The organism is Streptomyces sp. MB09-01, from assembly GCF_033794505.1.
GTDB lineage: Bacteria > Actinomycetota > Actinomycetes > Streptomycetales > Streptomycetaceae > Streptomyces.
Window position 1 is genome coordinate 1 of record NZ_JARAYQ010000132.1, and the last position, 22,895, is coordinate 22,895.

Sequence of the window (22,895 nt, forward strand, 5' to 3'; positions counted from 1 at the left end):
GGGTGTGCGCGGGGTGGGATCGGTCGGATCGGGCGTGGGGCTCGGTGACTCGAAAGCGTCTTCGGTCGAACTGCTGGGCGTCGGTGAATTGATCGGGTCGTCCAACGGATCCGGCTCACCGCAACCGGTGAGGAGCAGGGCGGCCAAGGCCGTTACCGAGGCCTTTCGCGCAAACGGAAACCTCATGATTCAACCCCCCGGTTCTTCGGCGCATTCACAGTCGAAGCAAAACCGGAAGGCCGAGGGTGACAACGGTAGCGCCGCTTGAACTCGCAAGGAAGATTTCCCGATGAACGGTCAAATTCGGCTTCCAGGTTGTCATTCCACGGCTGGCGGCGGCAAGGGCGGGGGCGGCGACACCGGTCCCGGGGGCACCGGCCCCGGCGGCACGGGCCCCGGAGGTCCCGGCCACGCTCCACGGTGCACCGGAACCAGCTCCGCGGTGTTCTCCGCGTCGGGCGAGCCGACGGCGGGCTTCCGGTACCACCGGGCCACGGCAGGGTGCGTGAAGGACCAGCCGTCCCGCCCGGCCCGCAGGACGTGCGGGTCCGTCGCATCGGCGAGCAGACCGAGCACGACTCCCGGGTACAGGCCCCACAGCGCGAAGCGCGAGGCCAGGACCGCCCGCAGCCAGCGCCCGGTCACCGTGACGCCCAGCAGGACGGGCAGCAGCACCGGCAGGGCCGCGATGGCGCGGCCCGGCAGCACCACGCACATCAGCGCCGGCACGACGGCCAGTTCGGCCAGGAACCAATGCGGCGCCGGCCGGCGCGAGGCCTGCTCGGCCAGCCACACCGCACCCGCCAGCAGCGCCGCGGCCATGACCAGGGACAACCGTTCGCCGTCCGCGCGCGGCCCGACCGCCGTCGCGAGGATCAGCGCCACCCCGGCCGGGATGCTCCGCAGCAGCCACGACCGCACCTGGCGGAGGGGGTCCGTCCGCGTGGCCCTGCAGTCACGCCGGTTCCGCAGGTACACGTACCAGCCGGCCCCGATGATCACTCCCGGGAGGAGCATGGCCGCCTCGGCGGGGGAGGAGCCACCGGATGCGGCGTAGCTGCTTGCGCTGTCGCCGACCTGCACCAGACCGAGGAACACCCACGACAGCAGATACGGCAGGGCGCCGCCTGGACGCCGGCCCGGCGGCGGGAGGGACGGCGCCCCCGGTACAGCACCCGCAGGTCGCCGACGGGCCCTTGCTCCTCCTGCTCCCGCCGGGCCAGGAGGTGCAGCGCCTGGAGGCGGTGCTGTTCCTGGAACCGGTGCCCGCCCATGCCGCCGTGCTGGCGGTACGGCGGGAAGGAGCCGAAGAGGTGCTGGACGAGCCGGGTTTCGAGGCCTTCGACGGTGGCGCCCTCGGCCACCAGCTCGGCGGGCACGGCCCGGCCGTCGGTGTAGAGCAGTCTGACCGCGCCGGCCAGCGTCGGGTCGGCGAGGACGGTGGCGGCCGGCAGGTCCGGCCGGTCGGCGAGCGCCGCCAGGACCGGCGCCCAGTCCTGCTCCTTCGTACGGGAGCGGGAACTGCGCTGGAACAGCCGTCGAGGTCGCCGACGCCCACGGGGAGCAGCCGGACGCCGGCGCTCCCGGCGATGACGGTGTCGGTCTGCTCCACGGTCCGGGTGAACTCCGTCCACCCGCTGACGAGGACGAACGGGGCCTGCTGCGGCAGCTGGTCGAAGGTGTACAGCGCCCGGCCGCGTTGACGCAGGGTCAGACTGTCGAAGTCGTCGAGGATGGGCGGCAGCCGGTGCCGCCCGAGGAGGGTCCGAACGTCCTCGGTGGTGCAGCCGGTGAGGGCGTCGGCGATCCAGGCGAGCAGGCTGTCCGGGCCGTGCTCGCGACGCCATCCGCGCAGCGACACCAGTACGGGCACCACGGGCACGGAGCCGCCGCCGTCCGCCGTCAGCAGCCGGGTGCCCAGGTGGCGGGCCAGCTGGGTCTTGCCGCTGCCGCGGTCGCCGAGGACCGGCAGCCGACGCGTACCGGTGAGGGCGAAGACCTCCGCGCTCTGGTCGTAGTGGCCGGTGAGGTCGGCGGCGCCGGATCCGGTGTCGGTGAAGTCGGGCCCGACGGTGGTGAAGCGCAGCGGGATCGGGGCCGGATGGGCGGCGACCCCCCACGGCCGCCGGTCGGGGGCGAGGGTCCGCTAGGCGTCCCGCTCCAGCGAGCTGGGCCGGGGCCCGGCCGGGGTGTCCGGCACGCGCGGCGCGCGGGCACGACGGTGGCGGGCCTGCCAGGGGTCCAGGTTGGGTGGCCGCGCTGAGCGCGCCCTTGCTCCAGTGGGTGACGGCGTAGAGGTTGTCCAGGGTCAGCCCGGCCGCGGCACGGAGCTCGCGCAGTTCCTGCGCGAGCTCCGCCAGGGCCGGGACGGTGGTGTCGAGCGGCCGCTGCGGCCGCCCCCGCCGCCCCGTGCCCACGGCGCTACCGGCCGATCCGGTCGGGCCGGACGCCGTCGCCGCCGTCGGCGGCGGTGATCCGGCGGCCCAGTTCCAGAGCGGTGGTCGTCACCATGACGATCACGCCGAGCGCGGTGCCGGGGGAGTACCCGAGCGCGCCCATGACGGCCGTGACCACGGCCACGACGATCTTCACACCGAGGCCGCGGGCGCTCCTCGACCATGCCCGAGCGCGGCTGCGGGCAACACCACTTGTTGACAAGCGGACATGCCCGCCATTTCGGGGATGCCCGCCCTGCTGAACTTTCCCCGGACCCGGCCCCACGCCCGTGAACAATTCCCGCGCTGACGGATCCCCCCAGGTCACGGCCGCCCCGCGCGGCCGGAGTCGTTCACGAAGAACCGGCCGCCCTGAACAACCACGGCGCGGCGCATACTGCTCCTGCGGTGGATCCCTGAAGATTCGCCACCGCTCGCGCGGGCGCCACGGTCCGGAACACGTGCAGGCGGGGGCCGTTGGCGCGACCCCCGCCCCCTCTCGGCCGGTCTTCGAGCCCCTCGCCGGAAGCCGGGTGTGCATCGCCGGGCTTCACGGCGGCAGCGAACCCACCCTGTGGACGGGCACCCTCGCCCGACCGGGCGCGGCGGATGGGGCGCCGGTCACTCGGCGGCGGCCAGGCGACGGCGGAGTTCCTCGTCCGAGACGTCTTCCATGTGGGTCAGGAAGACCCACACGTGACCGGAGGGGTCCTTGAGGATGACGGTGCGGTCGCCGTGGAACATGTTCGTCGGCGGCTGGAGGATCTCCGCGCCGACGGCCTCGGCGCGCTCCGCCAGACCGTCGACGTCCGGCACGAAGACGTGCAGGCTGACGGAGGTACCACCGCCGAGCGCAGCCGGCGCGGCGAAGGAGCCGTCCTCCCCCTCCTCCGCGCTCGCATCGCCCAGCATCAGGACCGACCGTCCGATGGTGATCTCGGCGTGCAGGACGCCGCCGCCCGGAGCGTCGAGCCTGAAGTCCTCACGGGCGCCGAAGGCCCGCTGATAGAAGTCGATCGCCGCGGCGGCGTCGTCGACCATGATGTGCGGGATCACCGAGTGGTGGTAGCGGGCGGGGATCTCGGCGGTGCCGGCGCGCTCGGTCATGACGGACTCCTCGAAGAGCGCCGCTGGTCGGTTCCTGCGGCTCTGGAACGAACGTAGGAGCTCAAGTTTGGTTGAGGTCAAGGGCCGCCCCACTCCGCGCTGCCGAAACGCCGTTCAGCGTCCCCGGTGATCTGACGGACAGCCGGCGAGGGGCCGTGCGGCCCCTCGCCGGCTGTCGAGCCGGGCGGCGAGGGGCCTTGCCGGTCCGTGCCGGGTCAGCCGAGGGGCAGTACCAGGTGGGCGGCGGTGTCGTCGGTGGAAGTGATCGTGGTGGTGCTGCTGCCCGTGTGCGCGTCGGAGTAGAGCTTGTCCTTGCTGTTCACGACCAGCATGAGCCGGTGGTCGGGGGCGAGGTCGTAGCCGGCGGCCTGGAGCTGCCAGGTGGCGCTGCGGTCCTCGCCGGGGGACAGCTCCGGCAGGGTGAGGGGTTCGTGCGTGATGATGCGGGCCGTGTTGTCAGGGCTGACGTCGAACAGGTAGGCCACCAGGGTCGTGGCGGCGACGGAACTGCGGACGGTCAGCGTGAGCTCGGGGACGCCGCGGATGCGGCGGGCCGCCTGGAGCGGGCCGGTGGTCCAGACGGCGAGGTTCTGGCGGTCGAAGGTGTCGGTGCTGTACGCCTTCGGGTTGCCCTTCCACTCCGCCTGGCCCGTCGTGATGATGGCGTCCACCGCGGTGGCTTCGGTGAGCTCTCCGGCGGTGAACTCGCGCTTCCAGCCCGATTCCGGCGCGGTGGCGAGGCCGCCGTCATGCCGGTCCGCCGCGGAGGCGGTGAGGTACCAGCGTTCGGTGGAGGTGGTGACGTCCGCCCAGGACGGGCTGGTCTCGCGTACGGCGGGTTCGGTGATGACGTTCTGCCCGGTCTCCGGGTCGGTCCGGGTCTGGTAGGTGAACATGATCTGGCTGTTGACCGCAGGCCACCGGTCGACGCCGTTGTCGGTCCCGAGCACATGGTGGTCGAGCCACGCGAGCGCCTCCTCGACGGGCACGTTCGGCCCGCTGAAGGGGATGGTGAGGCCGGCGCCCTCGGGCGCGGCGTGGTCGCCGATCCAGAGGTTGAGCCGCTTGGGCACGGTCAGCCGGTCGAAGTGCTCCACGACCGGATTGGCTCCGAAAAGCGTCTCGTGCCAGGTGTTCGAGAGGAACGTGGGAATGTCGCGGGTGTTGGTCCGGTCGACATAGGTCGACGGCGACCGTTCCTTGCCCCACGTCACCACGCGGTCGAGGTTCCGGCCGGCCTGGAAGTCCTCCAGGATCTGCCGGGTGGCCTCGTCGAACTTCCGCTCGACCGGGCCGCCGGTGAAGTCGATCAGCTGCTGCACCGCCGCCAGATGCCGGGTGTCGTTCCGGTAGAGGCTGTCGGCCAGTTCGCCCCACGTGCTCAGGGCCACGACCGCGGCCACGCGGCCCGCCGGGTCGTTCGCCGCCACCAACTGGCTGATGCCCGAGCCGTAGGACTCGCCGAGGAACGCGACCGCGCTCGGGTTGAAGTGCTCCTCGGCGTAGTCGATGACGGTGGAGCCGTCGGTCCAGTCCTTGGGACCTGCCACGTCGATCGTGCCCCCGGAGGTGAACGGGGCGTCGACGTACCCGCCGCCGGCGACGGGCGCCGTGAGCCCGATGCCGCGAGGGGTGTAGGCCAGCACGTGGTAGCCGCGCAGCGCCAGCTGAAGGTACGTGTACTCGAACAGGAGCCAGCCGAAGGGCGTCCATCCGGCTGGCACGATCACCACGGGGCGGGGCTCCGAGGTGTTGAGCTTGATCGTGTGCGCCGAGAGCTTCACGCCGTCTTTGGCGGTGATGCGGGGGAATCCGATGGTCGCCCTCTGCCGCACCTGCTCCGTCAGCTTCTGGAGTTCAGGGGTGAGCACCGCCTTCTCCGTCGAGCCGTTCAGCGTGGCGACCAGCGCCTCGGCGACGTTGACGGCGGCCGGGTCGATGGCAGTGGCCGAGCGGTAGATGCCCTGTCCGGCGATCCGGCTCAACTCTGCCGCGGTGACCGCGCTGATCGTGTTGTCGTCCTGCGGGTGGCTCACGAAGCCGTCCTCTCGAAGTCGCCGACCGGACATGCGCCGGGCGGCACGTACTGGCTGCCGGGGCATCCCCCGGCACGTCCCGGCCCCTTCGGCGTGCAGGACCGTGCACAGGGCGCGCCAGAACGGCGTCGCCTCGGGCACGGAAGGAACAGGCATCGCCCTGGATGGTCGATCGGCGCCGTGGGGGGCACGCGCACCGTTCTAGTGCCACCGACTCGCCCCACAGTGCATATCAGGACATCTCCGCTCTTGGGTGTGGCGTGTCGGCTTCACCCGTACAGACGGTTTGAACGCTCGTGCCCGTTCTGGGGGGTGGGGAACGATCAACTTCCGCCGCCGAGCGAGCGGGCGTGGGCGCGAAGAATCATGAACTGATCGACCTGATCCAGCCGTAGGCGCCCCCCCGAGATGGGGGTGCCGTCGCGCCCCGGCGCTCCCCAACTGTCATCACAACGGTTGACGGCGAGCATCTACTTATCGGTAACTTCAGGGGCCACGGAGAGTCGACCGAAGGAGCAGGCGCGTGCCGGACCACGACCACGACCTGAACGGCTTCACGCAGACCACGTTCACCCATGACGGCGCCACCCGGTCCGTACTGCGCAAGGGCACGGGTCCTGCTGTGATCATCATGGCGGAGATCCCCGGCATCACACCCAAGGTCATCGAGTTCGCCGAACGCGTGGCGGCGGTCGGCTGCACCGCCGTACTCCCCGTCCTGTTCGGCGTGCCCGGCCGCGAGGCGAATCCCGGTGCCGTCGGATGGGCGAGAACCGGCCGCGCCATGGCGTCGTCCCTGTGGCAGGTGTGCGTGAGGCGGGAGTTCACCCTGCTGGCCACGGGGCGCAGTTCGCGCGTCGTACGGTGGCTGCGCGCGCTGGCCGCCGCCGAGCACGAGCGTTGCGGCGGCCCGGGGGTCGGCGCGGTCGGAATGTGCCTGACCGGCGGCTTCGCCCTGGCCATGGCCACCGACGAACGCCTCGTCGCGCCGGTGCTGTCCCAGCCGTCGCTCCCGCTGGCGTGTACCCCGCGCCGTGCCGGCGCCATCGACATAAGCCCCGAGGAGCTGGCGGTCGTCCGCGGACGCTGCGAGCGCGACGGGCTCCAGGTGCTGGGTCTGCGGTTCCGGGGCGACCGGCTGGTCCCCGGCGACCGGTTCGCGTACCTGCGGCGCGAGCTCGGTGACGCCTTCGTCGCCGTCGAACTCGAGGACGGCGCGGCGAACCCCGAGAGCGCCCTCCCGCCGCACTCCGTCCTGACCGAACATCTCGTCGACGAGCCGGGACAGCCCACGCGGCAGGCGCTGGACACCGTCCTCGAGCTGTTCCGCACCCGGCTGCTCGACGGGCGGCCCGCTCCCAAGGCATGACGCACACGGCTCGGCCCTACGGCTCGGCCGGGCGGTCGAGGCGGTCGAGGTGGGCGGGGGAGAGGTGGAGCTGGGCCGCGGCGACATTCTCCCCCAGGTGGTCGATCCGTGCGGTGCCCGGGATCGGGAGGATGGCCGGCGAGCGGTCGAGCAGCCACGCGGGCGCGACCTGCGCCGGGGTGGCGCCGCGTTCGGCGGCGACGGAGGGCATGGGGGCTGCGGCCGTGGCTGCCGCGGCGCTCCCGGCCGTCGCCGTCGCAGCAGCACCCGACGTGGTCCTCGTCTCTCCCGCAGCGCACCGAGCCGAGCGGCGAGGGGTACCTCCGGATCGTGCGGTGCAGCTGCAGCAGCTCGATCCGCTCCGCCCGCAGCCGGCGCAGGCCCTGCTCGACCTGATCCCGCAGGACGTCCGGCCGCCCGTCGAGCCCCCTTCACCGGTCGCCGCCGATCGGGCGACGCCCACCTTGGTGGTGATGACCAGCTCGTCCGGGTAGGGGTGCAAGGCCTCGGCGAGGAGTTCCTCGTTGGCTCCCCAGCCGTACAGGTGGGCGGTGTCGACGAGGGTCAGCCTGGTTCTTGATCAGCCGTCACCGCATCCATCTCCACCTCGACGAGCCACTCGGGATCGATGAAACGGGACACCTCCACGAAGGTGGTGGCGGGCCGGATCGAGGCGAACCGCTCGCCGTGCGCGCGTGCGGCCTCCTTCCACCGGGTCACGTCGGTCAGCATGATGCGGGTCCGCACGACATCCGCGAGGGACGCCCCGGCCTCCCGCAGCGCCCTTTCCGCGATGTCCAGGCACCGTACGGTCTGGGCGTGGACATCGCCGGGTCCGACGGTGGAGCCGTCGTCTCCGATGGGAGCCGTCCCGGCGACGGCGACGTACGATCCCGCCCGCACCGCGCGGGAGAACCCGATCTCCGGCTCCAGCGGCGACCCCGAACCGATGGTCTGGCATACATGAGTCATCTCGGCATGGTGCCAGAACGGCAACTGGCGACGAGTCACGCCCCCGGGTGGGGGAGGGCCGGTCGGTGGGCGCGTTGCGTAGGCCGATAGGGCACCCGGTGGCAATCTGGTCGATATCGGCTTAATTCATACGTCTTCGGAACCCCGTAGGTGCGGGCCCGACGGCCCGGCCCGAGGGTGCGGTGACGGGTCGACAGCCCCGCCGGCCGCCCCGTACCCGGTCCTGCACGAGAGCAAGGAAGCTCATGCCGCACAAGGATCTCTCCGCAGTCGAAGCGGACGTCAGGACCTGGTTCGACCAGTACGTGAGCACCTTCATCGGCCTGGCCGCCGCCGGCCGCACCGACCCGGCGCCACTGCTCGACTACTTCTCCGTACCGATCACCATGACCACCGACGCCGCCCACATGGTGCTCGCCACCACCGACGCGCTCGCGGCCGGGCTCGCCAACGAGCTGCAGACCCTGCGGGACGCCGACTACGGAGGCAGTACCGCGCTCGACCTCCAAGTCCGCGCCCTGAACGAGAGGTCGGCCGTCGTCGAGGTGACCTGGTCGCGCAACGACAGCGGCGGGCGCGAGTTCCAGCGCGTACGCGTGCTGTACCTCGCTGCCAGGACGGTCGCCGGGTGGCGGACCACGGCCTCGGCGATCCTCTCGCCCTGACCGCGCCGCGCAGACCAGTCAAGTGGTTTGTATATGCCGGTGATCGACGTATGGTGGGGGCTCGAACCTGAAGATCCTTCCGGTGGCGGGCTGCTCCCGCCCAGCACCGGGAGTTCGCCTTGCGACGGAGACGGAGCGCTCATGGCCACCAGGAAGAACCTCACCGCCAACCGGGAATCCCTCGTCCACAAGGTCCGCTACGCCGCGAGCCGGCCGCACCGCATCGCGCCGTACCTGAAGCGGGCCGCCCGTGACCGGTGGCTGGCCTTCAAGCACCCCGACCACGTGAGCTACTACCGTGCCGTCATGGCCTCGGACACGCGCCGCAACCCGGAGGCGGCCGTCGGCAGCCAGACCCACGAACGCTGGCTCGCGCTGGGGCGGATGCAGTTCGACTACCTGCTCGGGCACGGCCTGAAGCCCGGATCGCGCATGCTGGACATCGGGTGCGGAAACCTCCGCGCCGGCTGGCGCTTCATCGAGTACCTCGACGCGGGCCACTACTACGGCATCGACATCTCGCCGGACATCCTCATCGCGGCGAAGGGCACCCTGACGGAGCGCGGGCTCCAGGCGAAGCTCCCGCACCTGACGATCACCAAGAATCTGACGCTGGACTTCCTCCCCGAGGGGCACTTCGACGTCGTCCACGCCCACAGCGTGTTCTCGCACTCACCGATCGACGTCATCGACGAGTGCCTCGCCCATGTGGGGCGCGTCATGGCACCCGGGGGGCACTTCGACTTCACCTTCGACCGCACCACCGGCGCCGAACACCAGGTGCTGCGCGAGGACTTCTACTACCGGACCCAGACCCTCGTCGACCTCGCCGCCCGGCACGGGCTGGCTGCACGCTTCATGGAGGACTGGGAGGAACTCGGCCACGGACAGTCCAAGATCCGCGTCACCGTGGACGACCGCGTCACTGTGACCGACCGCGTCACCGTGGACGACGGCGTCACCGTCGACGACCGCGACGTCTGACGACCCCGACACCTGACGGCCGCGGGCCGCGTGGGCCGCGGGCCGCCGACCCGGTACGGCTCAGACGCGGCCTGCCCTGCCCGGGCTCCTGCGGCGCCACCGGCGCACGGCCAGGCCTGTGACCGCGAGCAGCACGAGCCAGGGGAGCACGGTCTCCTCGCCCACCACTCCGGCGAAGTAGCCCGTGACGAGGAAGGGCGCGGCGGCCAGGGCGAACTGGCTGCCGGTGCGCACCCCCGACAGGGCCGGGCGCCCCGCCAGGACCAGAGCGGCGGACACGAGCACGGCGAAGCGCCACAGCAGGATCATGTCGAGGCCGCTCGCATCCGGCAGGGCGAGGATCGCCACTGTCAGCGGGGCTCAGATCATCAGGGCCGCCAGGCCCGCGGCGCTCCTGATCCGGCGGGGCGGTCGCAGGTCCGGAGGGCAGACGAGCGGAAGAGCGGCGACCGCCAACGGCGGTGCCAGGTACGCCGCGTGCTCCAGCGGCATGTCCAGGGCGCCCGGAAGCACCGCGACCAGCAGGCAGGCCGCGGTTCCGGCCGCTCCGGCGAACATGCACCGCGCCCCCGCTGCGAAGCGGCCGCTCAGCGCGACGACCGCGCCGACGAGGGTCAGTAGGTAACAGCCGTTGATCGCGTACCCGATCGGGTCCTCGAAGTCGGGGCGCCCGGTGACGTAGGCGCTGTTGAGGGTCGAGGCGAGCCGGACCGCGGCGTGCGCGCCCGTCGCGGCCAGAGCGAAGGCGCCGCGGCCGCGAAGAGGCGCCCGCCGCGCTGCGCGGACCCCACCCGCAGGCGAAGCCGCAGCGCGTGGGCCACGATGTCGCAGGCCTCCCGCAGGCGGGCGAACGGGCCTGCGCCCTCGGTCGCCTCCCGGTAGGTCTCGGCCATCTCGTCGCCGAAGGCGCGGTGGAAACCGGCGGGATACAGGCGCAGCAGGCGACGGCTCACGCCGTGGCCGCCTCGCCGGAGACGCCCAGGCGGCGGACGGCCTCGCGCGCGGTGGCGGCGATCCGCTGCGCCTCGGCCGCCAGACCCTCCCGTCCGGCGGCGGTGAGGCCGTAGGTGCGCCGGAGCCGGCTGTCGACGATCTGCTCCTCGTGGACCTCGATCAGCCCTTGGCCGAGGAGCCGCTCCAGGGCCCCGTAGAGAGTGCCCGTCCGCATCTTGACGCGGCCGCCCGAGATCAATTCCACCTCGCGTGCGATTGCGTACCCGTGACGGGGCTCGTCCGCGAGTGCGGTCAGGAGGAGAAGGGTCGGTTCCTGCATCGCACGATCACTCATGCCGACATGGTAAGTCACCCACCGGCATATGTCGCCGATGGAAGAACGTGATCTCGTGCCGCGACGTCGAGACCGTCGAGAACGTCGAGGAACGCGGTCGCCGCAGGCGTGCAGCTGGAGCGGCCCCAGACGACGTACTCCACGCGGGCCGGCGCGTCGGCGACCTCGATGGTGATGAGGCCGGCGAGCTGGGGTGCGTAGGCGGCGGGGAGCATGGCCACGCAGAGGCCCTGGGACACGAGTCGGGCGATGAAGTCCGCGGTGGTCACTTCGAAGGCGACGTCGCGGCCGAGACCGGCGGCCGAGAAGGCCAGGTCGGACTGCACCCGTCCGGCGGTACCGGCCGGCAGGTCGACGAACACCTCGGACGAAAGCCTGCGAAGGTCGACCACTGGTTCGTCGGCGAGGGGATGGTCCGGCGCGACCACGGCGACGAGTCGGTCACGGGCGAGTTCCCGGGCGGCGACGCCCTGGGGCCGCGCCGTGGTCGGCAGCCCGAGGAACGCCACGTCGACGGCTCCTTCCCTCACCTGCTCGACGAGGTCCTCGCTCGCCCCCACGCGCAGGCTGATGCGTACGTGGGGGTACCGCTGCCGGAACTCGCGCAGTGCTCCGGGGACATCGACCGCGGCGACCGTCGGGATCAGGCCCACGGCGAGCCGTCCGCGTACCTCGCCGACAGCCGCGGCGACCTCGGCAGCCGCCCGCTCTGCGGCCTCCAGACACTGACGGGCGGCCGGGAGGAACGATTCGCCGGCGGGCGTCAGCCGCACCCGGCGGCTGGTGCGCTCGAAGAGCCTCGCGCCGAGCTCCCCTTCCAGGCGCGCGATCTGGTGACTGAGGGCGGACTGGACGACCAGGCATCGTTCGGCGGCCCGGGTGAAACTGTTCGTCTCGGCGACGGCGACGACGTAGCGCATCTGTTGGAGCTCCATGGATCCATCGTGAATCGAGATCGATGAGCTGACAAACATGTGTTGGACTCATCGATCGCGCCTGCGGAGACTGCGTACATGACAGGTTCAAGCCCAAGCGCGAGCACAAGCCCCCGTCCGACTCCAGGAGCTTCGAGGGGTGCCCGCGGAGCCGGCACGGCCGGTGCCCACGGAAACCTGCCTCGCGCCGCCCTGACGGCGCTCGCACCCGTGGCCTGGGGCACGACGTACGTCGTCACCACCGAGTTCCTTCCGCAGGGGCACCCGCTGTTCGCGGGCCTGCTGCGTGCGTTGCCCGCCGGCCTGATCGCGCTCGCGATCACCCGGACAGTGCCGCGCGGCGCGTGGTGGGGGAAGGCCGCCGTGCTCGGCGTCCTGAACATCGGGCTGCTCTTCCCGCTGCTGTTCGTCGCGGCCGAACGCCTGCCCGGCGGCGTCGCCGCCACCGTGGCCGCGGCCCAGCCACTCATGGTCGCCGTCCTGGCCGTGGCCGTCCTCCACGAGAGCCCCTCCACCTGGTGCCTCTCCTGGGGCGTGATCGGCGTCGGAGGCGTCGGCCTGGTGGTGATCGGGCCGAATGCGGCACTCGACACCCTCGGAATCGCGGCGGGCCTTGCCGCCGCGGCCTCGATGGCGCTCGGCCTGACCCTGACCAAACGCTGGGGACGGCCCGCCGAGACCGGTCCCACCGCCTTCGCCGGCTGGCAGCTCACCGCGGGAGGGGTGTTCCTGGTGCCCGTCACCTTCCTCGTCGAAGGGCCGCCTCCGGCGATCGACGCGCCCGCGGCCCTCGGCTACCTCTGGCTGGGTCTGGTCGGCGGTCTGATCGCCTACGCCCTCTGGTTCCGCGGCATCGCCGCCTTGCCCGTTGCCTCGGTCGCGGTCCTCGTCCTGCTCTCGCCGCTGGTCGCCGCCCTGCTCGGGGCCGTCCTGCTCGGCCAGACGCTCGGCCCGGTCCAGCTCGTGGGGTTCGGCCTCGCGCTCGCCGCGATCGCCGCGACCCAACTCCGTCCGAGAGGGTGAGGTGGGTCTCCGCGGCGTCCACTGCAACGGTGCAGTCGGCCCATCGGTGTCCGGTCGGCGTCCAGGTGATCCGGAGTCAGCCGACACGGCCCGTCTCCCGGGCGGGGAAGTCCCGGGCCTCGGCGGCGCAGGACGTCATCCCCCCGACGGAGCTCAGGAGATCGCGTACCACTGGCTGGCCCAGCCGGTGTTGATGGTGCTGGTGGACTGCTCGGAGAGGTTCACGGCGGCCGGCAGCGAGGTCTGGCCGGTCAGGATGGTGCTGTACCGGAGATTGGGCGGCGTCAGACCGGCGTTGACCGAAATGCCGGCGCCCGTGGATTTCAGGGTGAGGGCATTGGTGGCCCAGTTCCCGTTGAGGAGGAGAGCGATGAAGTACGTCCCGGGGGCAGCGGTGAACGGCTTGCCGAGGGCCAGCGGTTTCGCGATCGCGTCGGTCATCAGCTGGGGCGAGATGTCCGGGGTGGCCGCGACCAGCTTGCCGGTGGCGTCGTACACGCCGAGGTAGCAGTTGGCGAGCTGGGCGTTCGGGTCGATGCCGGCCAGGCCCAGCCAGATGTTCGACCAGGTGATCTGCTCGCGCAGGACGATCCGTACCAGGGTGACCCGCCCGCCGACCCCGGCGGTCGACTGGGCGGTGACGTGGCCCGCGTCGTTGGGGTCGCCGGTCCACGCCAAGAGGTTCTGATCCTGCGGCCGGGGCCCCTCGAACCCTGCCCCGGCACCGGGTCCGCTGCTCTGCGGGGGTGCGGTGGCCACGGAACTCGCCGCAGCGCTCGGGCTCGCGCCGGAGCCCCCCTTTGACGCGGTGCAGCCGGTCAGGACGAGCAGCGCCGAGAGTGCGGCAACGAAGCCGGTCGTGGCCGTGGTGGTACGGGTGCGCATGGTCCCCCCATGAGGTGCGGATGTGCCGACGGTCATGATCACACGGTCCACCGGTGCACAAGGGACCGGACCCGACCGCTCACGCCACAACGCCCTCGGTGCAACGCCGGCCCGTGTCAGTGCTCTGCGGCAGGATCACAGCCATGGACACCGAGATGCTCGTAGACGTCTGGCGGCGGATCCTCATCGATCCCCGCAAGTCGTGGGTGCTGTTCGAGCAGGGCACGTGCGTCGTGCTGACCGCTCCGGAGGGAGTGCTCGCCGAGCAGGCCACCGAGATCCTGAAGGAATTCGGCCCCGTACGCGTCGGATCCCCGGCCGCGGACTTCGCGGTGCTCGACCTCACGCAGGCCGAAGGCTGGGTCGTCACCGGCCACCACCACGACGTCCTCAACTACGTCAGCGCCGACGAACCGGATGACGGCTCCGACATCGCGGTCGGTCTCCACGGACGTTCCAAGCGCCACCGGGACGGAACCGAACTCCGCGTCGTCCACGTGGAGGACAAGCGCGGCAGCGCGGCGGAACCGGCCCACGGGGACGGGACCTCGGGTTGAGGGAAGCGGGGCAATGACCGCGGTGGACCGTTCGCAACAGCGCGGGAGCCGGACCGATTCGGTGCCTGCGAGGCGAACGGCGCTCCCGGTAGTCGATCACGCAGTGGGCGCGCGCGGGACGCTGTGCGGCACATCGGCGCGGCACACCACCCTCCACCTGCACCTGCTCGTGCCCGACGCCCTGCAGTCCCCTCCAGAACCGGTGCGGACCGGCGTACGCCCCGGCGGCCCTCGCAGGAGTCTCACACGCGCCCGTCGTACGGGGTGTGCCCGGGCCCGGGCCCGTGTCCGCCCCCACCTGCCCGGGTCAGGCTGCGCACGGCCGGGCACCGGCGCCCGATCAGGGGTAAATCGAAGGTAGCCCCGGCCCCCGGACGCATAGGCTCCGCACATGCCCGGATCAGAACTTCAGCGGATCAACACCTTCCTGTCGGCCTTCGCCCGCCGCCAAGCCGCGCGCTCGGTCGACCTGCCCGGCGGGTTCGCCGTGTACGACGACGCCCTCGCACACTCCCGTGCGAACAACCAGGTCGTCATCGACGCGCCCGCCGTCGACATCGACCCCGAGGCGGTGCCCGCCCTCGTGGAAGAGGTACTCGGGCACCTGCCGCACCGGCTGATCTCGGTTCTGGACGACGAAGCCGGAACGGCGTGTGCGGAGCCGCTGATCCGCGCCGGATACACGCACTCCACCTACCTGGTCATGCTGCACACCGGCCCGGTACCGGTCGACGGCGGACCCGCGGAGGAAGTGGACCTCGACGCCCTGCGCGCCCCGCTCACCCGGCGTTGGCGAGGGTTCCTCCCGACCGTCGAGGAGGAGGTCCTGCGCCACCTCGTCGACCGGCGCGAGGTTCGCCGCCGGGGGGCCGACGGCGTCCACTTCATCGGCGCCCGCACGGCGGAAGGCGAGCTCGCCTCCTGGGCCGACCTCTACCTCGAGCCGTCGACCCGCACCGCCCAGATCGAGGACCTGATGACCTCGGAGGACCACGTCAGGCACGGCTACGCGGACGCCGTCCTGAGCACCGCCCTGCGCCTGGCCGCCGAGCAGGGCTGCGATACCCGCTTCCTGACCGCCGATGCGACGGACTGGCCACGCCACTGGTACGAGCGCCGCGGCTTCTCCGTGATCGGCCACTCCCACTGCTTCGAACGCGGCTGATAGCGAAGCCAGCCCGGGCCGGAATTCATACCGGAGTGAAAATGCGCGCCACGGTCCGCCCGTGGTCCATTGGTGCGGCAACCGCTTGGCGGTGCCACCCAACACCTCGAGAATCCTTTGCATGACAATTCTGCGTAGCACTACACGCGTCGCCGCGGTGGCTGCCGCGGCCGTCGGCATGTTCGTCTTCGCGGCATCGCCCGCGAGTGCGTTCTCGCAGTCGTGGGGGTCAGGTTCCTATCACGCCAGTGGGGATTTTCGTCCCCTCCTCCGGCACTATCCGGGTCGGAGGCAGTGGCTGCTCGGGCGGCGCCGCCCGTAGCTTCTACACCCAGCTCGTCAAGACCAGCGGAAGCTCGAAGGTGTTCTCCAGCTACAGCTACGCGGCGGACGGTCAGCACCAGACCGACCCCCGCGGCATCGGGGTGAGCACCAGCACGTCCTACTACCTGCGGTGGTACGGCAAGAACAACAGCGGCGCCGCCTCGGCTCCCTGCGCGTCGGCGCACACCGCCTGGCCAGGCCGGTTGGGCAGCAGGCCGGCTCCGGGACAGGGGCCGGCCGTGCTTCACGGATGCGGGAAGGGAACGCAGTGACTTCGTGGAGGCGCCGCCTCACCGGCTTGCTCTGTCTCCTGTCGGCTCTTACGGGTTGCACGGACGCGGGTTCGGCGCACACGCCGCCCCCTGCCCGCACCGGCCCGGGTCAGACGCATGTCGCCGTGATCGGCCAAGGTGCCATGGAGGGCACCACCTGGCGGGTGGACCTCGTCTCCGCGGACGGGAAACTCTGCACGCAGGCCACCGTCGGCGGAAAACCGGCGGGCAGCGGATGCGAACCCCCGGTTTCGAAAGAAGTTCCGGTGAACATTGCCCTGGACGGGCTGGATCCCAGCGTGCTCCTGATTTATGGCGCGGCGGATCCAGGCGTCGCCCGCCTGGTGGCACGATCCGCGTCCGGCGAATCGCAGGCCGTCGATGTCACGGCGCACCAGGGAAAATCATTCTTCGCCTACGCATCGAAGCCCGGGACCGCAGAGGATCTGATGGCTTTTGACTCCGGCGGGCAGCAGGTGTTTTCCGCCGCGGACAAGATCCGGGAGTTCGAAACCCCGGCCGCGTGACGTATTCGGGTGCTTGACCTCGATTCGTCAGCAGGGTTCGGTCACTGACCTGCTCGCCACGTTGCCCGTCACGTCCCCGGGCTGTTCGGGGTGGCCGTCGCGTGTCGCCGCGGGCGCCGCGCCGGCTTCCACTGGCCCGGAGTACTACCAACCTTCTGCCTCCCGAAGTCCAACAGCTCCCGGCTGCCACCCGAACGACTCCGCAATCTGGGCATCCGGCTCGCCGAAGCCCGCTCGTGCGCGCTGTTCCCGCTCGCTACCGACTGCCCACAGCAGTCCTCGCTCGGACCCCTCGACATCAATAGCGGTGCGCCGCCGCGGGGGGACTCGGCCGCCTACGCTGCCGAAGTCGGCCGCTGCAGCTCAACCAAGGAGGACAGCAGATGACCAGCCGCAACCTTCGCGCGGACGGTGAGGTCTGGGACCTCTTCGGCACATTGCACCGGGCGCTGTGGAGCGGCGGGGGCCAATGGGCCGGCAAGTCGACCGTCGCCCGCCTGCTGGCGGCTGCTGGCTGTTCATTACGGCGTCACCGTCTACCCCCATGACTATCACGACGCCCGCGGTCACAACGATCGCAGGATCGCCCGCCGCGTCGCTCTCCGCGAACCCGCCACCGAGCCTGACGTGGAAAAGACTTGGGTCCACACCACTCCAGAGGAGATGGCCGCCGAGACCCTGGCCGGCTTCCCGGAGCGGTTCCAACGGGCTCTCGACGACCTGTGCGCGCTCGTGTCCGGCCACCCGATCATCGCCGAAGGCTGGGGACTTCGACCCGAACTCGTCACACCCGTCATCGACTCACCGCGCCGGATGATCGTGATGGTGCCCACGCCCGAGTTCCGCGACCGGCAGGTCCGCGAACTATCCCGACCCACCTCGCTCGGGCACCGCGTCAGCGACCCCGCCCGGGCCCAGGTCAACCGTCTGGGCCGCGACCGACTCGTTGCCGAGGACGCCGTCCGCCAGGCGCACCACTTCGGCATCCGCGTGATCGAAATTGATGGTTCCCGCGACGCCGAAGCGATTGCGGAGATTGCCGCTGATCACTTCGGCCCCTACCTCCGACAGTAAGATCGCAACTCTTGATCATCGGAGGCGTTCAGGGAGTTCCGACAGCACGCCGCGGGGAAGAAGCCCCGAGCGCCGACGACTTCTGAGATGCGCGCCACCCCGCATACGCAGAGCGCGACCAGGCTCCTCGTAGTCACCCCCGGCCAGGCACTGCCATCCTCCCTCCACCGCGGCTGTCGGGAAGACCCGCCCACGCCGAGCCGAACCCAGAGCCGGTGTACTCACCGCAGCCACCACCGTGCTCAGGGCCTCCGCTCGTCGACGCTCGCACTCCCTGACCTCAGGCCGTCGCACGCCCGGTTGCGGCCTCAGAGGGCCTTGACGTGACTTCAGCCGTGGGGAGAGCACGAGCTCTTGGAGCAGCTGTTCACCAGCTGCCGAGGGTCAGGCCCGCCTCTCGTGCAACTCTCAGAACTCACCGTCGACACCCGTGACCGCCGGAGGTCCCAGGGGTGCGTCCTTCTCCGAGAACCCCAGCTCCTGGAGGGCGCCGGCCAGCAGGCGGACGGCGTTGTCCTCGGCGGTGGCCCGGTCTGAGGCCTCGACTTCGAGCCGGACGGAAAAGGTACCGCCCTCGTGGAGCGTGAGCAGTTCCACGTCTTCGGTCTCGCTCAAGTCGGTGTGGTGTGAAGCCAGCCTCCTCGCCAGCTCGGAGCGTGCTGCATCGTCGACGTCCCTCAGGAACGTGCCGGGCACGGTGATGACGTAGGTGGTCACTGCTGCCTCCTGTCGACTGGCAAAGGCCGGGTTGTGCGGATGCCCCGGTGTCGCGCGTCAAATCCCCTTAAGCTCAGCAGATCGGAGTGGCGGATGTCGCCCCGCAGCCCCGTCTCGGCGAGTCTGGGTTTCGGGGCCAGGTCAGTGCCGCGACCGTTCACGCTCCCTGCGACCTCCCTTCGGCGCGCTCGCTCGTGAGCGCACTGGTGGCAACCGTCGCGGGGTCCTCCCACTGGCCGATGAACTGGACGATTCCCTCACGGTCCCTGCCGGGGCTGAAGATCCTGCTCCCTCGTAGAGCCGGGAGGGGCGCCCGCTCATGCCGCACCGTCCTCGGCGCGGTCGCAGCCCGCGAGGCGCAGGTCCCCGCCGTGTCAGCGCGGACCCGCAGGGCAGGACTCGGGTCAGGACTGCCGTCGAAAGCGCCGTACCAGGAGGCGAACTCCGACTGGTCGCGCCGCCGCCGGGCGAGTCAGCGGCGGGCGGGGGTCTCGGGCATGGGGCGTCACTCCAGCTCCGGTGCGGGCGGCAGCAGGGCGCCGAGCGATGTGGGGACGGTGCGGTGCCCTGCTGCTTCAAGGGCCTGCCCCGGGGTAGTGCAGTCACCCCGAGCGGCGTGTATTCACCGTAGGGAGACGCGGCTGCCGGGCTCGACGAAGTGCGCCTCATTCCGGATTCTCACCCGGGGGAGTCGAACACGGCCGTGATCAGGGTGCGGGCGCTGTCGCCGTAGCGGCCATGTCTGCCGGGGCCCGGCGAACGCCTGCTCGTAATCTGCGAGTTCTCGGGGCTGCGCGATGTTGACTTCGGCGGTAAGCGTCTCGACTACAACGTGCTGGTCGTCGTAGATGGAGAAGGCCTCCAGCGGCCAGATGAAACGCGGGGCGGTGAACGCGGTGACGCCGAGGGAGGGACGCGAGCGGCCGCACGGTGAGAAGGTGGCGGAGCTGGGCGGCCATGGTGTGGGCGCCGTCGAAGCGGGCGGACAGCTCACACCCGGTCAGGCTGGCCTCCTTGCGCAGGTGCGACAGGCGTACGGCGAGGGCTTCGCGGGCCGCCCGGGCGCCGGAGGGCGGCGCGGGGGGCATGGGCTGTCCGGCGGCTCAGACGGTGTACTGGTCGTGCGGGATGCCGCGCTCCCTCACCGTTTGGAAGGCCGTCTCACGCAGCTTGATCACGGCGGGGCGGTCGGAGACGGAGTGCTTCGGGTCGTCCCAGTCGCCGACTCCGGTGAAGTGGTTCCAGCGGACCAAACGTATCGTCGATCAGCCAGAGGTCGTTTCCGATCAGCGTGATGTCCGACGCCTGTCGACGCGGGAGCCAGCACACCTGTTCCCCGGCGTCGATGTTCAGCATCGGGGCGGCGTGCTCCCACCGGCTGTAGTCGGTGACCGGCTCGGAGACCACCCGAGCGCGCAGGCACCGTCTGCTGCCCGACCCAAGGGGCGGAAATACAGGAAGCCGCGCCGGCCAGCTCGCTGCCGGGGCGGGGGCTGGTCGCTTGTGCGGTGGTTAGAGGGCGAGGCTCGCAAATGCCTCGGTGGCCCACGCTCCCGCGCCCCGACGGCGAGGAATGTTGGTCGCCGAGCGGTGGACCACCGGGAGCGCTGTAGCGAAGCGATAGGGCGAGCAGATCGGCCGCCGGGAAGCGTGGTCCCAGCGCGCTACCCGGCCGGTCCCCGGGGAACCTCGACCAGCGGCCAGCTCCGCACGACAGACGGCATCAGCCACTGTGCCGCTTGCCTGCGGGCGGAAACCCCGTACTGCCGGGCGTGTCCGCCCTCGGCGGCGTGTGACGTCGCGGAACCCGGGCAGGTGCGGTTCATGGGCACACTGAAGGGCTGGGAACGGGCGATCGAGCAGGCCGAGCAGGCTCTTGCGGAGAAGCTGTTCGGCAGTGATGCGGCGGAGACGGAGGTGGTCGAGGCGCTGCTCCGAACGTGCGACGGGCAGGCCGTCGTGTGCAGCTCCCAGCGCACCGTGGTGCCGAACGTGTACACCGTTGAGCTGCCTACGCCCGTGTACGCCGAGATCGGTCCGCACCTCACCGGCGTGGGGCAGGAGCTGACCGACCGGTTGGAGCGCCACGGTGAGCGCGAGGGCTACGAATGGGCCGGGCCGCTCACCGTGCGGCTCACCGCGGCTGAGCAGGTCCCGAACGGCCGTTACCAGATCCGCTGTGCCCCCATGGCACACATCACGTCCGCGCCGCTGAGTGCTCCGGACGCGTAACCCGGCGATGCCGGGCCGTCGGCCCACCGCTCGATCAGCACCAGGCGGTCGGCTGCCGCCTCGGTCCCGCTGCGGGTGGGTTGTGCCCGCGACGTGAGGTCGGCTGACACCGCTCGGCCTGAGGCTCGGGTGGGCGTGGGGTCATTCCTGCTTCGGCTTCGGCGTAGCTCGGGTTGCCCGCCTCGCGGGCGGTGTCGTAGACGGGCGACCTTCGGCGGGCGGGCGCCCTGTCGGCCTGTCGCGGACTGCGACGCGCACCTGTCGGTGATCCGGGACGCGGACGCGGCCGTACGACTGCCGTCCGAGGTGGTGGGGCGGCATCCGGCCCGCAGGGCAGACAAAAGCCCCTGGGGCCCGGCGGGCCCGGCAGGGGCTGATCAGTTGCAGGGTGGCTTCACCGTGTGAACGGGTACGGGTACGGGGAGCTATGTCGCCGGACTCAGGTTCAGCCGGAAGCGCCCGGGCTTGCCTCCACGGGGGCCTCCTCCGTGGTCAAGATGAAGGGGGCGGTATCCGGCGTCTCCGTGGTCGGCGTCTCCGTGGTCGGCGTCTCCGTGGTGGGGGTTTCCGTCTCCGGGGTCTCCGTCTTCGGGGTTTCCGTGGTGGGGGCGGGCTTTTCGGGCTTGTGCTCGCAGTACACGGTGCCCTTGTAGAACTTGCAGCCCGGCATGTTCTTGACGTCCTTGATCTTGCCGTGCTTCTTGCCCTGGTTCTTCTTGCCGTGCTTCTTGCCCTTGTGGCCTCCCTTGTCCTTCTTGCCCTCATGACTGCTCTTCGCATGGTCGGCGACCAGCGTGGCCGCCTCGCTGACCTGCGGCGTGGCCGGCGCTGCGAATGCACTGGTGGGCAGCAGCACGCCTCCCCCGACCATCACGGCCGAGACGGCGAACATCGAGAAACGCTGCTTCCGGGAGGTGCGAGCCATGAGAAGTACTCCAGTGAAGGGGGGTGGGGGGAGGTTTCGAAGGACGATCGCGGTGGTGAAATGTCTTGTTTGTCCCTCTGCTAAAAGACTGACTCCCGCACTTCACGACGCCGTCCGCCGACTGTCACAGGCACGTGACAGGCCCCCCTGCCCGGGGCGGCACGCGTTCGACACCACGCCAGGGCGAGGGTCCGGCGCGCAGCGTCTGGGAGTGCGGGTGCCAGATGGCCGGGCCATGCCCCCCGTTCCGGCTCCGTCGCAGCGCCGGCCGGGGCGGGCAGGTCTCGGGCAGTCGGGAGAGCAGCGGCGCTGCCTTGCTGTCGATCCGGGCGGGCCAGGTGCGCCTTTGCGTCACGCCCCGACTTTCCGTGCCGTGACCCGGGCCCGTGCGTGGGGCGCAATGGAGTGACGGATGACGCCGAAGGGCGGCGAAGCGGCCAAGAGCCCCACCACATCCGTCCGCCCCCCGAATTCCACCCCATAAAGACGATCCGCAAGGACCAGCCGTCCGAAGCCGGGCACTCCGGACTCATCGGTGGCAACGGAGGCTCGGCGGGCAATCCGCCTCGTGCGAACACCGACGGCCGCGTCATGCGGTTGGGGGATGGCCACCCGTACGGCCGTGTCTACAACGTCCGTCGAGAGGCGGTGTGACCTCGACTGAAGCCCGTCCGGCCGGCATGCGGCTCCAGCGGCGCTCCTGCCCGCCCATCTGTGTGAGCGCGCGGCGGGTCCCCGGGGGCGGTAGGTGACCCCGCGGGCCGGGTCGGCCCGGCCGGGGCGGTGTCGGGTGGATGGCGACGCATCCGGAGGCCGCGAGCGCGCAGCGTCCTCAGCCGGCCAGGGCGACGAGCCTTCGGTACTCGAGCTGGTCGGCTCGCCGGGCGGTGAGGTGGACGTGAACGTCGGCGAGGTACTCCTTCAGGGCGCTGTACCCGGCCGTGTAGGTCTCCTCCTGCTCGCCGGCGTCCGGTGGCATCCAGAAGATCAACAGCTGCGCGTTCCTTCGCGTGCCCTCGGGGCTGGCGAAGGACAACTCGTGGATGACCAGCCTCGGCTCGTCCGCCGGCAGGGCCTGCATCAACTCGTCATGGGTCAGGTTTCCCTCCACATCCGCAACCAGCACGTCCGGGACGTCCGCGTAGCGGAGGGTCACGGTGTTGATCTCCCGCTTCTCCCGCAGATGATGCAGGGCAGCAAGGGCGCTCTCCGAAAGCGCGATCGGGCTGCTCACAGGCGTCTCACCTCGGTGCTGGTCAGGACCAGGGAATCAGGGCGGTAAGGGTGCTGTCCCCGTGGTCCTGCCCAGCGAGAGGAGATCCCGGCGCTGGTGGCTACGGGTTCGACGAGCGGGCGGCCAGGAAGGCTGCTGCACCGGCCACCGGCCACCGGCCACCGGGGCG

At 71.1% G+C, this 22,895-nt stretch carries 26 protein-coding genes and 2 pseudogenes; 12 read left to right on the top strand and 16 right to left on the bottom strand.

Features of this window, described 5'->3' with window-relative positions:
• Nucleotides 1-268 (top strand): hypothetical protein (locus tag PV721_RS25275; protein ID WP_319728010.1); only part of this gene is annotated, 268 nt, incomplete at its 5' end.
• A 50-nt stretch (nt 269-318) separates the two neighbouring features.
• Here PV721_RS25275 and PV721_RS25280 read toward each other — a convergent pair.
• Nucleotides 319-1,098: a hypothetical protein gene (locus tag PV721_RS25280; protein WP_319728012.1), complete on the bottom strand. Its 780-nt coding sequence runs from the start codon at nt 1,096-1,098 to the stop codon at nt 319-321.
• 98 nt (nt 1,099-1,196) lie between these two features.
• On the opposite strand from PV721_RS25280, the gene PV721_RS25285 reads away from it, so the two are divergent.
• On the top strand, nt 1,197-1,703 hold the full coding sequence (locus PV721_RS25285; protein ID WP_319728014.1) for a hypothetical protein: 507 nt from the start codon (nt 1,197-1,199) through the stop codon (nt 1,701-1,703).
• Nucleotides 1,704-2,421: 718 nt separating this feature from the next.
• On the opposite strand, the gene PV721_RS25290 is transcribed toward PV721_RS25285, so the two are convergent.
• The 3 genes from PV721_RS25290 to PV721_RS25300 all read right to left on the bottom strand — a co-directional run bounded on the left by PV721_RS25290 (nt 2,422) and on the right by PV721_RS25300 (nt 5,578).
• Nucleotides 2,422-2,592 (bottom strand): hypothetical protein, encoded by a 171-nt coding sequence (locus PV721_RS25290; protein ID WP_319728015.1) that lies wholly within the window; start codon nt 2,590-2,592, stop codon nt 2,422-2,424.
• Nucleotides 2,593-3,056: 464 nt separating this feature from the next.
• A complete protein-coding gene (locus PV721_RS25295) occupies nt 3,057-3,542 on the bottom strand; it encodes a VOC family protein (protein WP_319728016.1) in 486 nt (161 codons plus the stop codon).
• Nucleotides 3,543-3,757: 215 nt separating this feature from the next.
• Nucleotides 3,758-5,578, bottom strand: a complete 1,821-nt coding sequence (locus tag PV721_RS25300) for a CocE/NonD family hydrolase (RefSeq protein WP_319728018.1) — start codon at nt 5,576-5,578, stop codon at nt 3,758-3,760.
• A 523-nt stretch (nt 5,579-6,101) separates the two neighbouring features.
• Between PV721_RS25300 and PV721_RS25305 the strand changes: the two genes are divergently transcribed.
• Nucleotides 6,102-6,947 (top strand): dienelactone hydrolase family protein, encoded by an 846-nt coding sequence (locus PV721_RS25305; protein WP_319728020.1) that lies wholly within the window; start codon nt 6,102-6,104, stop codon nt 6,945-6,947.
• A 16-nt stretch (nt 6,948-6,963) separates the two neighbouring features.
• On the opposite strand, the pseudogene PV721_RS25310 reads toward PV721_RS25305, so the two are convergent.
• Together PV721_RS25310 and PV721_RS25320 are read right to left on the bottom strand one after the other, a co-directional pair.
• A pseudogene (locus tag PV721_RS25310) lies at nt 6,964-7,515 on the bottom strand (aldo/keto reductase); the annotation flags it as partial.
• Complete coding sequence (locus PV721_RS25320; protein WP_319728021.1) at nt 7,512-7,919, bottom strand: RidA family protein; 408 nt, start codon at nt 7,917-7,919, stop codon at nt 7,512-7,514. The pseudogene PV721_RS25310 and the gene PV721_RS25320, both read right to left, overlap by 4 nt.
• A gap of 245 nt (nt 7,920-8,164) precedes the next feature.
• Here PV721_RS25320 and PV721_RS25325 point away from each other — a divergent pair, with 245 nt between their 5' ends.
• Entirely contained in the window at nt 8,165-8,584 is a 420-nt protein-coding gene (locus tag PV721_RS25325; protein ID WP_319728024.1) for a hypothetical protein, read from the top strand.
• A 141-nt stretch (nt 8,585-8,725) separates the two neighbouring features.
• Nucleotides 8,726-9,568: a class I SAM-dependent methyltransferase gene (locus PV721_RS25330; RefSeq protein ID WP_319728027.1), complete on the top strand. Its 843-nt coding sequence runs from the start codon at nt 8,726-8,728 to the stop codon at nt 9,566-9,568.
• A 60-nt stretch (nt 9,569-9,628) separates the two neighbouring features.
• Here the strand turns inward: PV721_RS25330 and PV721_RS25335 are convergent, their stop codons facing one another.
• The 4 genes from PV721_RS25335 to PV721_RS25350 form a co-directional block, all read right to left on the bottom strand.
• On the bottom strand, nt 9,629-9,916 hold the full coding sequence (locus tag PV721_RS25335) for a hypothetical protein (protein WP_319728030.1): 288 nt from the start codon (nt 9,914-9,916) through the stop codon (nt 9,629-9,631).
• A 12-nt stretch (nt 9,917-9,928) separates the two neighbouring features.
• Nucleotides 9,929-10,126 carry a hypothetical protein gene (locus tag PV721_RS25340; protein WP_319728032.1) on the bottom strand — a complete coding sequence of 66 codons (198 nt, stop codon included), beginning with the start codon at nt 10,124-10,126 and terminating at the stop codon, nt 9,929-9,931.
• A gap of 391 nt (nt 10,127-10,517) precedes the next feature.
• Nucleotides 10,518-10,856 (bottom strand): PadR family transcriptional regulator, encoded by a 339-nt coding sequence (locus PV721_RS25345; protein WP_319728034.1) that lies wholly within the window; start codon nt 10,854-10,856, stop codon nt 10,518-10,520.
• Between the two features lie 14 nt (nt 10,857-10,870).
• Nucleotides 10,871-11,791: a LysR family transcriptional regulator gene (locus PV721_RS25350; RefSeq protein WP_319728035.1), complete on the bottom strand. Its 921-nt coding sequence runs from the start codon at nt 11,789-11,791 to the stop codon at nt 10,871-10,873.
• Between the two features lie 78 nt (nt 11,792-11,869).
• On the opposite strand from PV721_RS25350, the gene PV721_RS25355 reads away from it, so the two are divergent.
• Nucleotides 11,870-12,814: an EamA family transporter gene (locus PV721_RS25355; protein ID WP_416371178.1), complete on the top strand. Its 945-nt coding sequence runs from the start codon at nt 11,870-11,872 to the stop codon at nt 12,812-12,814.
• Between the two features lie 153 nt (nt 12,815-12,967).
• Here the strand turns inward: PV721_RS25355 and PV721_RS25360 are convergent, their stop codons facing one another.
• Nucleotides 12,968-13,699 carry a hypothetical protein gene (locus tag PV721_RS25360; RefSeq protein ID WP_319728036.1) on the bottom strand — a complete coding sequence of 244 codons (732 nt, stop codon included), beginning with the start codon at nt 13,697-13,699 and terminating at the stop codon, nt 12,968-12,970.
• 143 nt (nt 13,700-13,842) lie between these two features.
• On the opposite strand from PV721_RS25360, the gene PV721_RS25365 reads away from it, so the two are divergent.
• From PV721_RS25365 to PV721_RS25385, 5 genes are all read left to right on the top strand, one after another.
• Nucleotides 13,843-14,256: a hypothetical protein gene (locus PV721_RS25365; RefSeq protein WP_319728037.1), complete on the top strand. Its 414-nt coding sequence runs from the start codon at nt 13,843-13,845 to the stop codon at nt 14,254-14,256.
• A gap of 391 nt (nt 14,257-14,647) precedes the next feature.
• Nucleotides 14,648-15,421 (top strand): GNAT family N-acetyltransferase, encoded by a 774-nt coding sequence (locus PV721_RS25370; protein WP_319728038.1) that lies wholly within the window; start codon nt 14,648-14,650, stop codon nt 15,419-15,421.
• A gap of 248 nt (nt 15,422-15,669) precedes the next feature.
• Nucleotides 15,670-16,017: a hypothetical protein gene (locus PV721_RS25375; protein WP_319728040.1), complete on the top strand. Its 348-nt coding sequence runs from the start codon at nt 15,670-15,672 to the stop codon at nt 16,015-16,017.
• Between the two features lie 143 nt (nt 16,018-16,160).
• Entirely contained in the window at nt 16,161-16,544 is a 384-nt protein-coding gene (locus tag PV721_RS25380) for a hypothetical protein (protein ID WP_319728041.1), read from the top strand.
• Between the two features lie 663 nt (nt 16,545-17,207).
• Nucleotides 17,208-17,618 (top strand): hypothetical protein, encoded by a 411-nt coding sequence (locus PV721_RS25385; RefSeq protein ID WP_319728042.1) that lies wholly within the window; start codon nt 17,208-17,210, stop codon nt 17,616-17,618.
• A gap of 408 nt (nt 17,619-18,026) precedes the next feature.
• Here the strand turns inward: PV721_RS25385 and PV721_RS25390 are convergent, their stop codons facing one another.
• The 3 genes and pseudogenes from PV721_RS25390 to PV721_RS44020 form a co-directional block, all read right to left on the bottom strand.
• A complete protein-coding gene (locus tag PV721_RS25390; RefSeq protein ID WP_319728044.1) occupies nt 18,027-18,335 on the bottom strand; it encodes a hypothetical protein in 309 nt (102 codons plus the stop codon).
• Nucleotides 18,336-19,438: 1,103 nt separating this feature from the next.
• Complete coding sequence (locus PV721_RS44015; RefSeq protein WP_416371179.1) at nt 19,439-19,588, bottom strand: hypothetical protein; 150 nt, start codon at nt 19,586-19,588, stop codon at nt 19,439-19,441.
• 61 nt (nt 19,589-19,649) lie between these two features.
• Nucleotides 19,650-19,742 (bottom strand): annotated as a pseudogene (locus tag PV721_RS44020) (DUF6879 family protein); the annotation flags it as partial.
• A 417-nt stretch (nt 19,743-20,159) separates the two neighbouring features.
• Here PV721_RS44020 and PV721_RS25400 point away from each other — a divergent pair.
• Complete coding sequence (locus PV721_RS25400; RefSeq protein WP_319728045.1) at nt 20,160-20,567, top strand: DUF3662 domain-containing protein; 408 nt, start codon at nt 20,160-20,162, stop codon at nt 20,565-20,567.
• A 445-nt stretch (nt 20,568-21,012) separates the two neighbouring features.
• Here PV721_RS25400 and PV721_RS25405 read toward each other — a convergent pair whose 3' ends face one another.
• Both PV721_RS25405 and PV721_RS25410 read right to left on the bottom strand, forming a co-directional pair.
• The gene (locus tag PV721_RS25405; RefSeq protein WP_319728047.1) at nt 21,013-21,492 is read right to left on the bottom strand and encodes a hypothetical protein; all 480 of its coding nucleotides are present in this window, start codon (nt 21,490-21,492) and stop codon (nt 21,013-21,015) included.
• An 832-nt stretch (nt 21,493-22,324) separates the two neighbouring features.
• Complete coding sequence (locus PV721_RS25410; RefSeq protein ID WP_319728049.1) at nt 22,325-22,726, bottom strand: cofilin family protein; 402 nt, start codon at nt 22,724-22,726, stop codon at nt 22,325-22,327.
• Between the last annotated feature and the right edge of the window lie 169 nt (nt 22,727-22,895).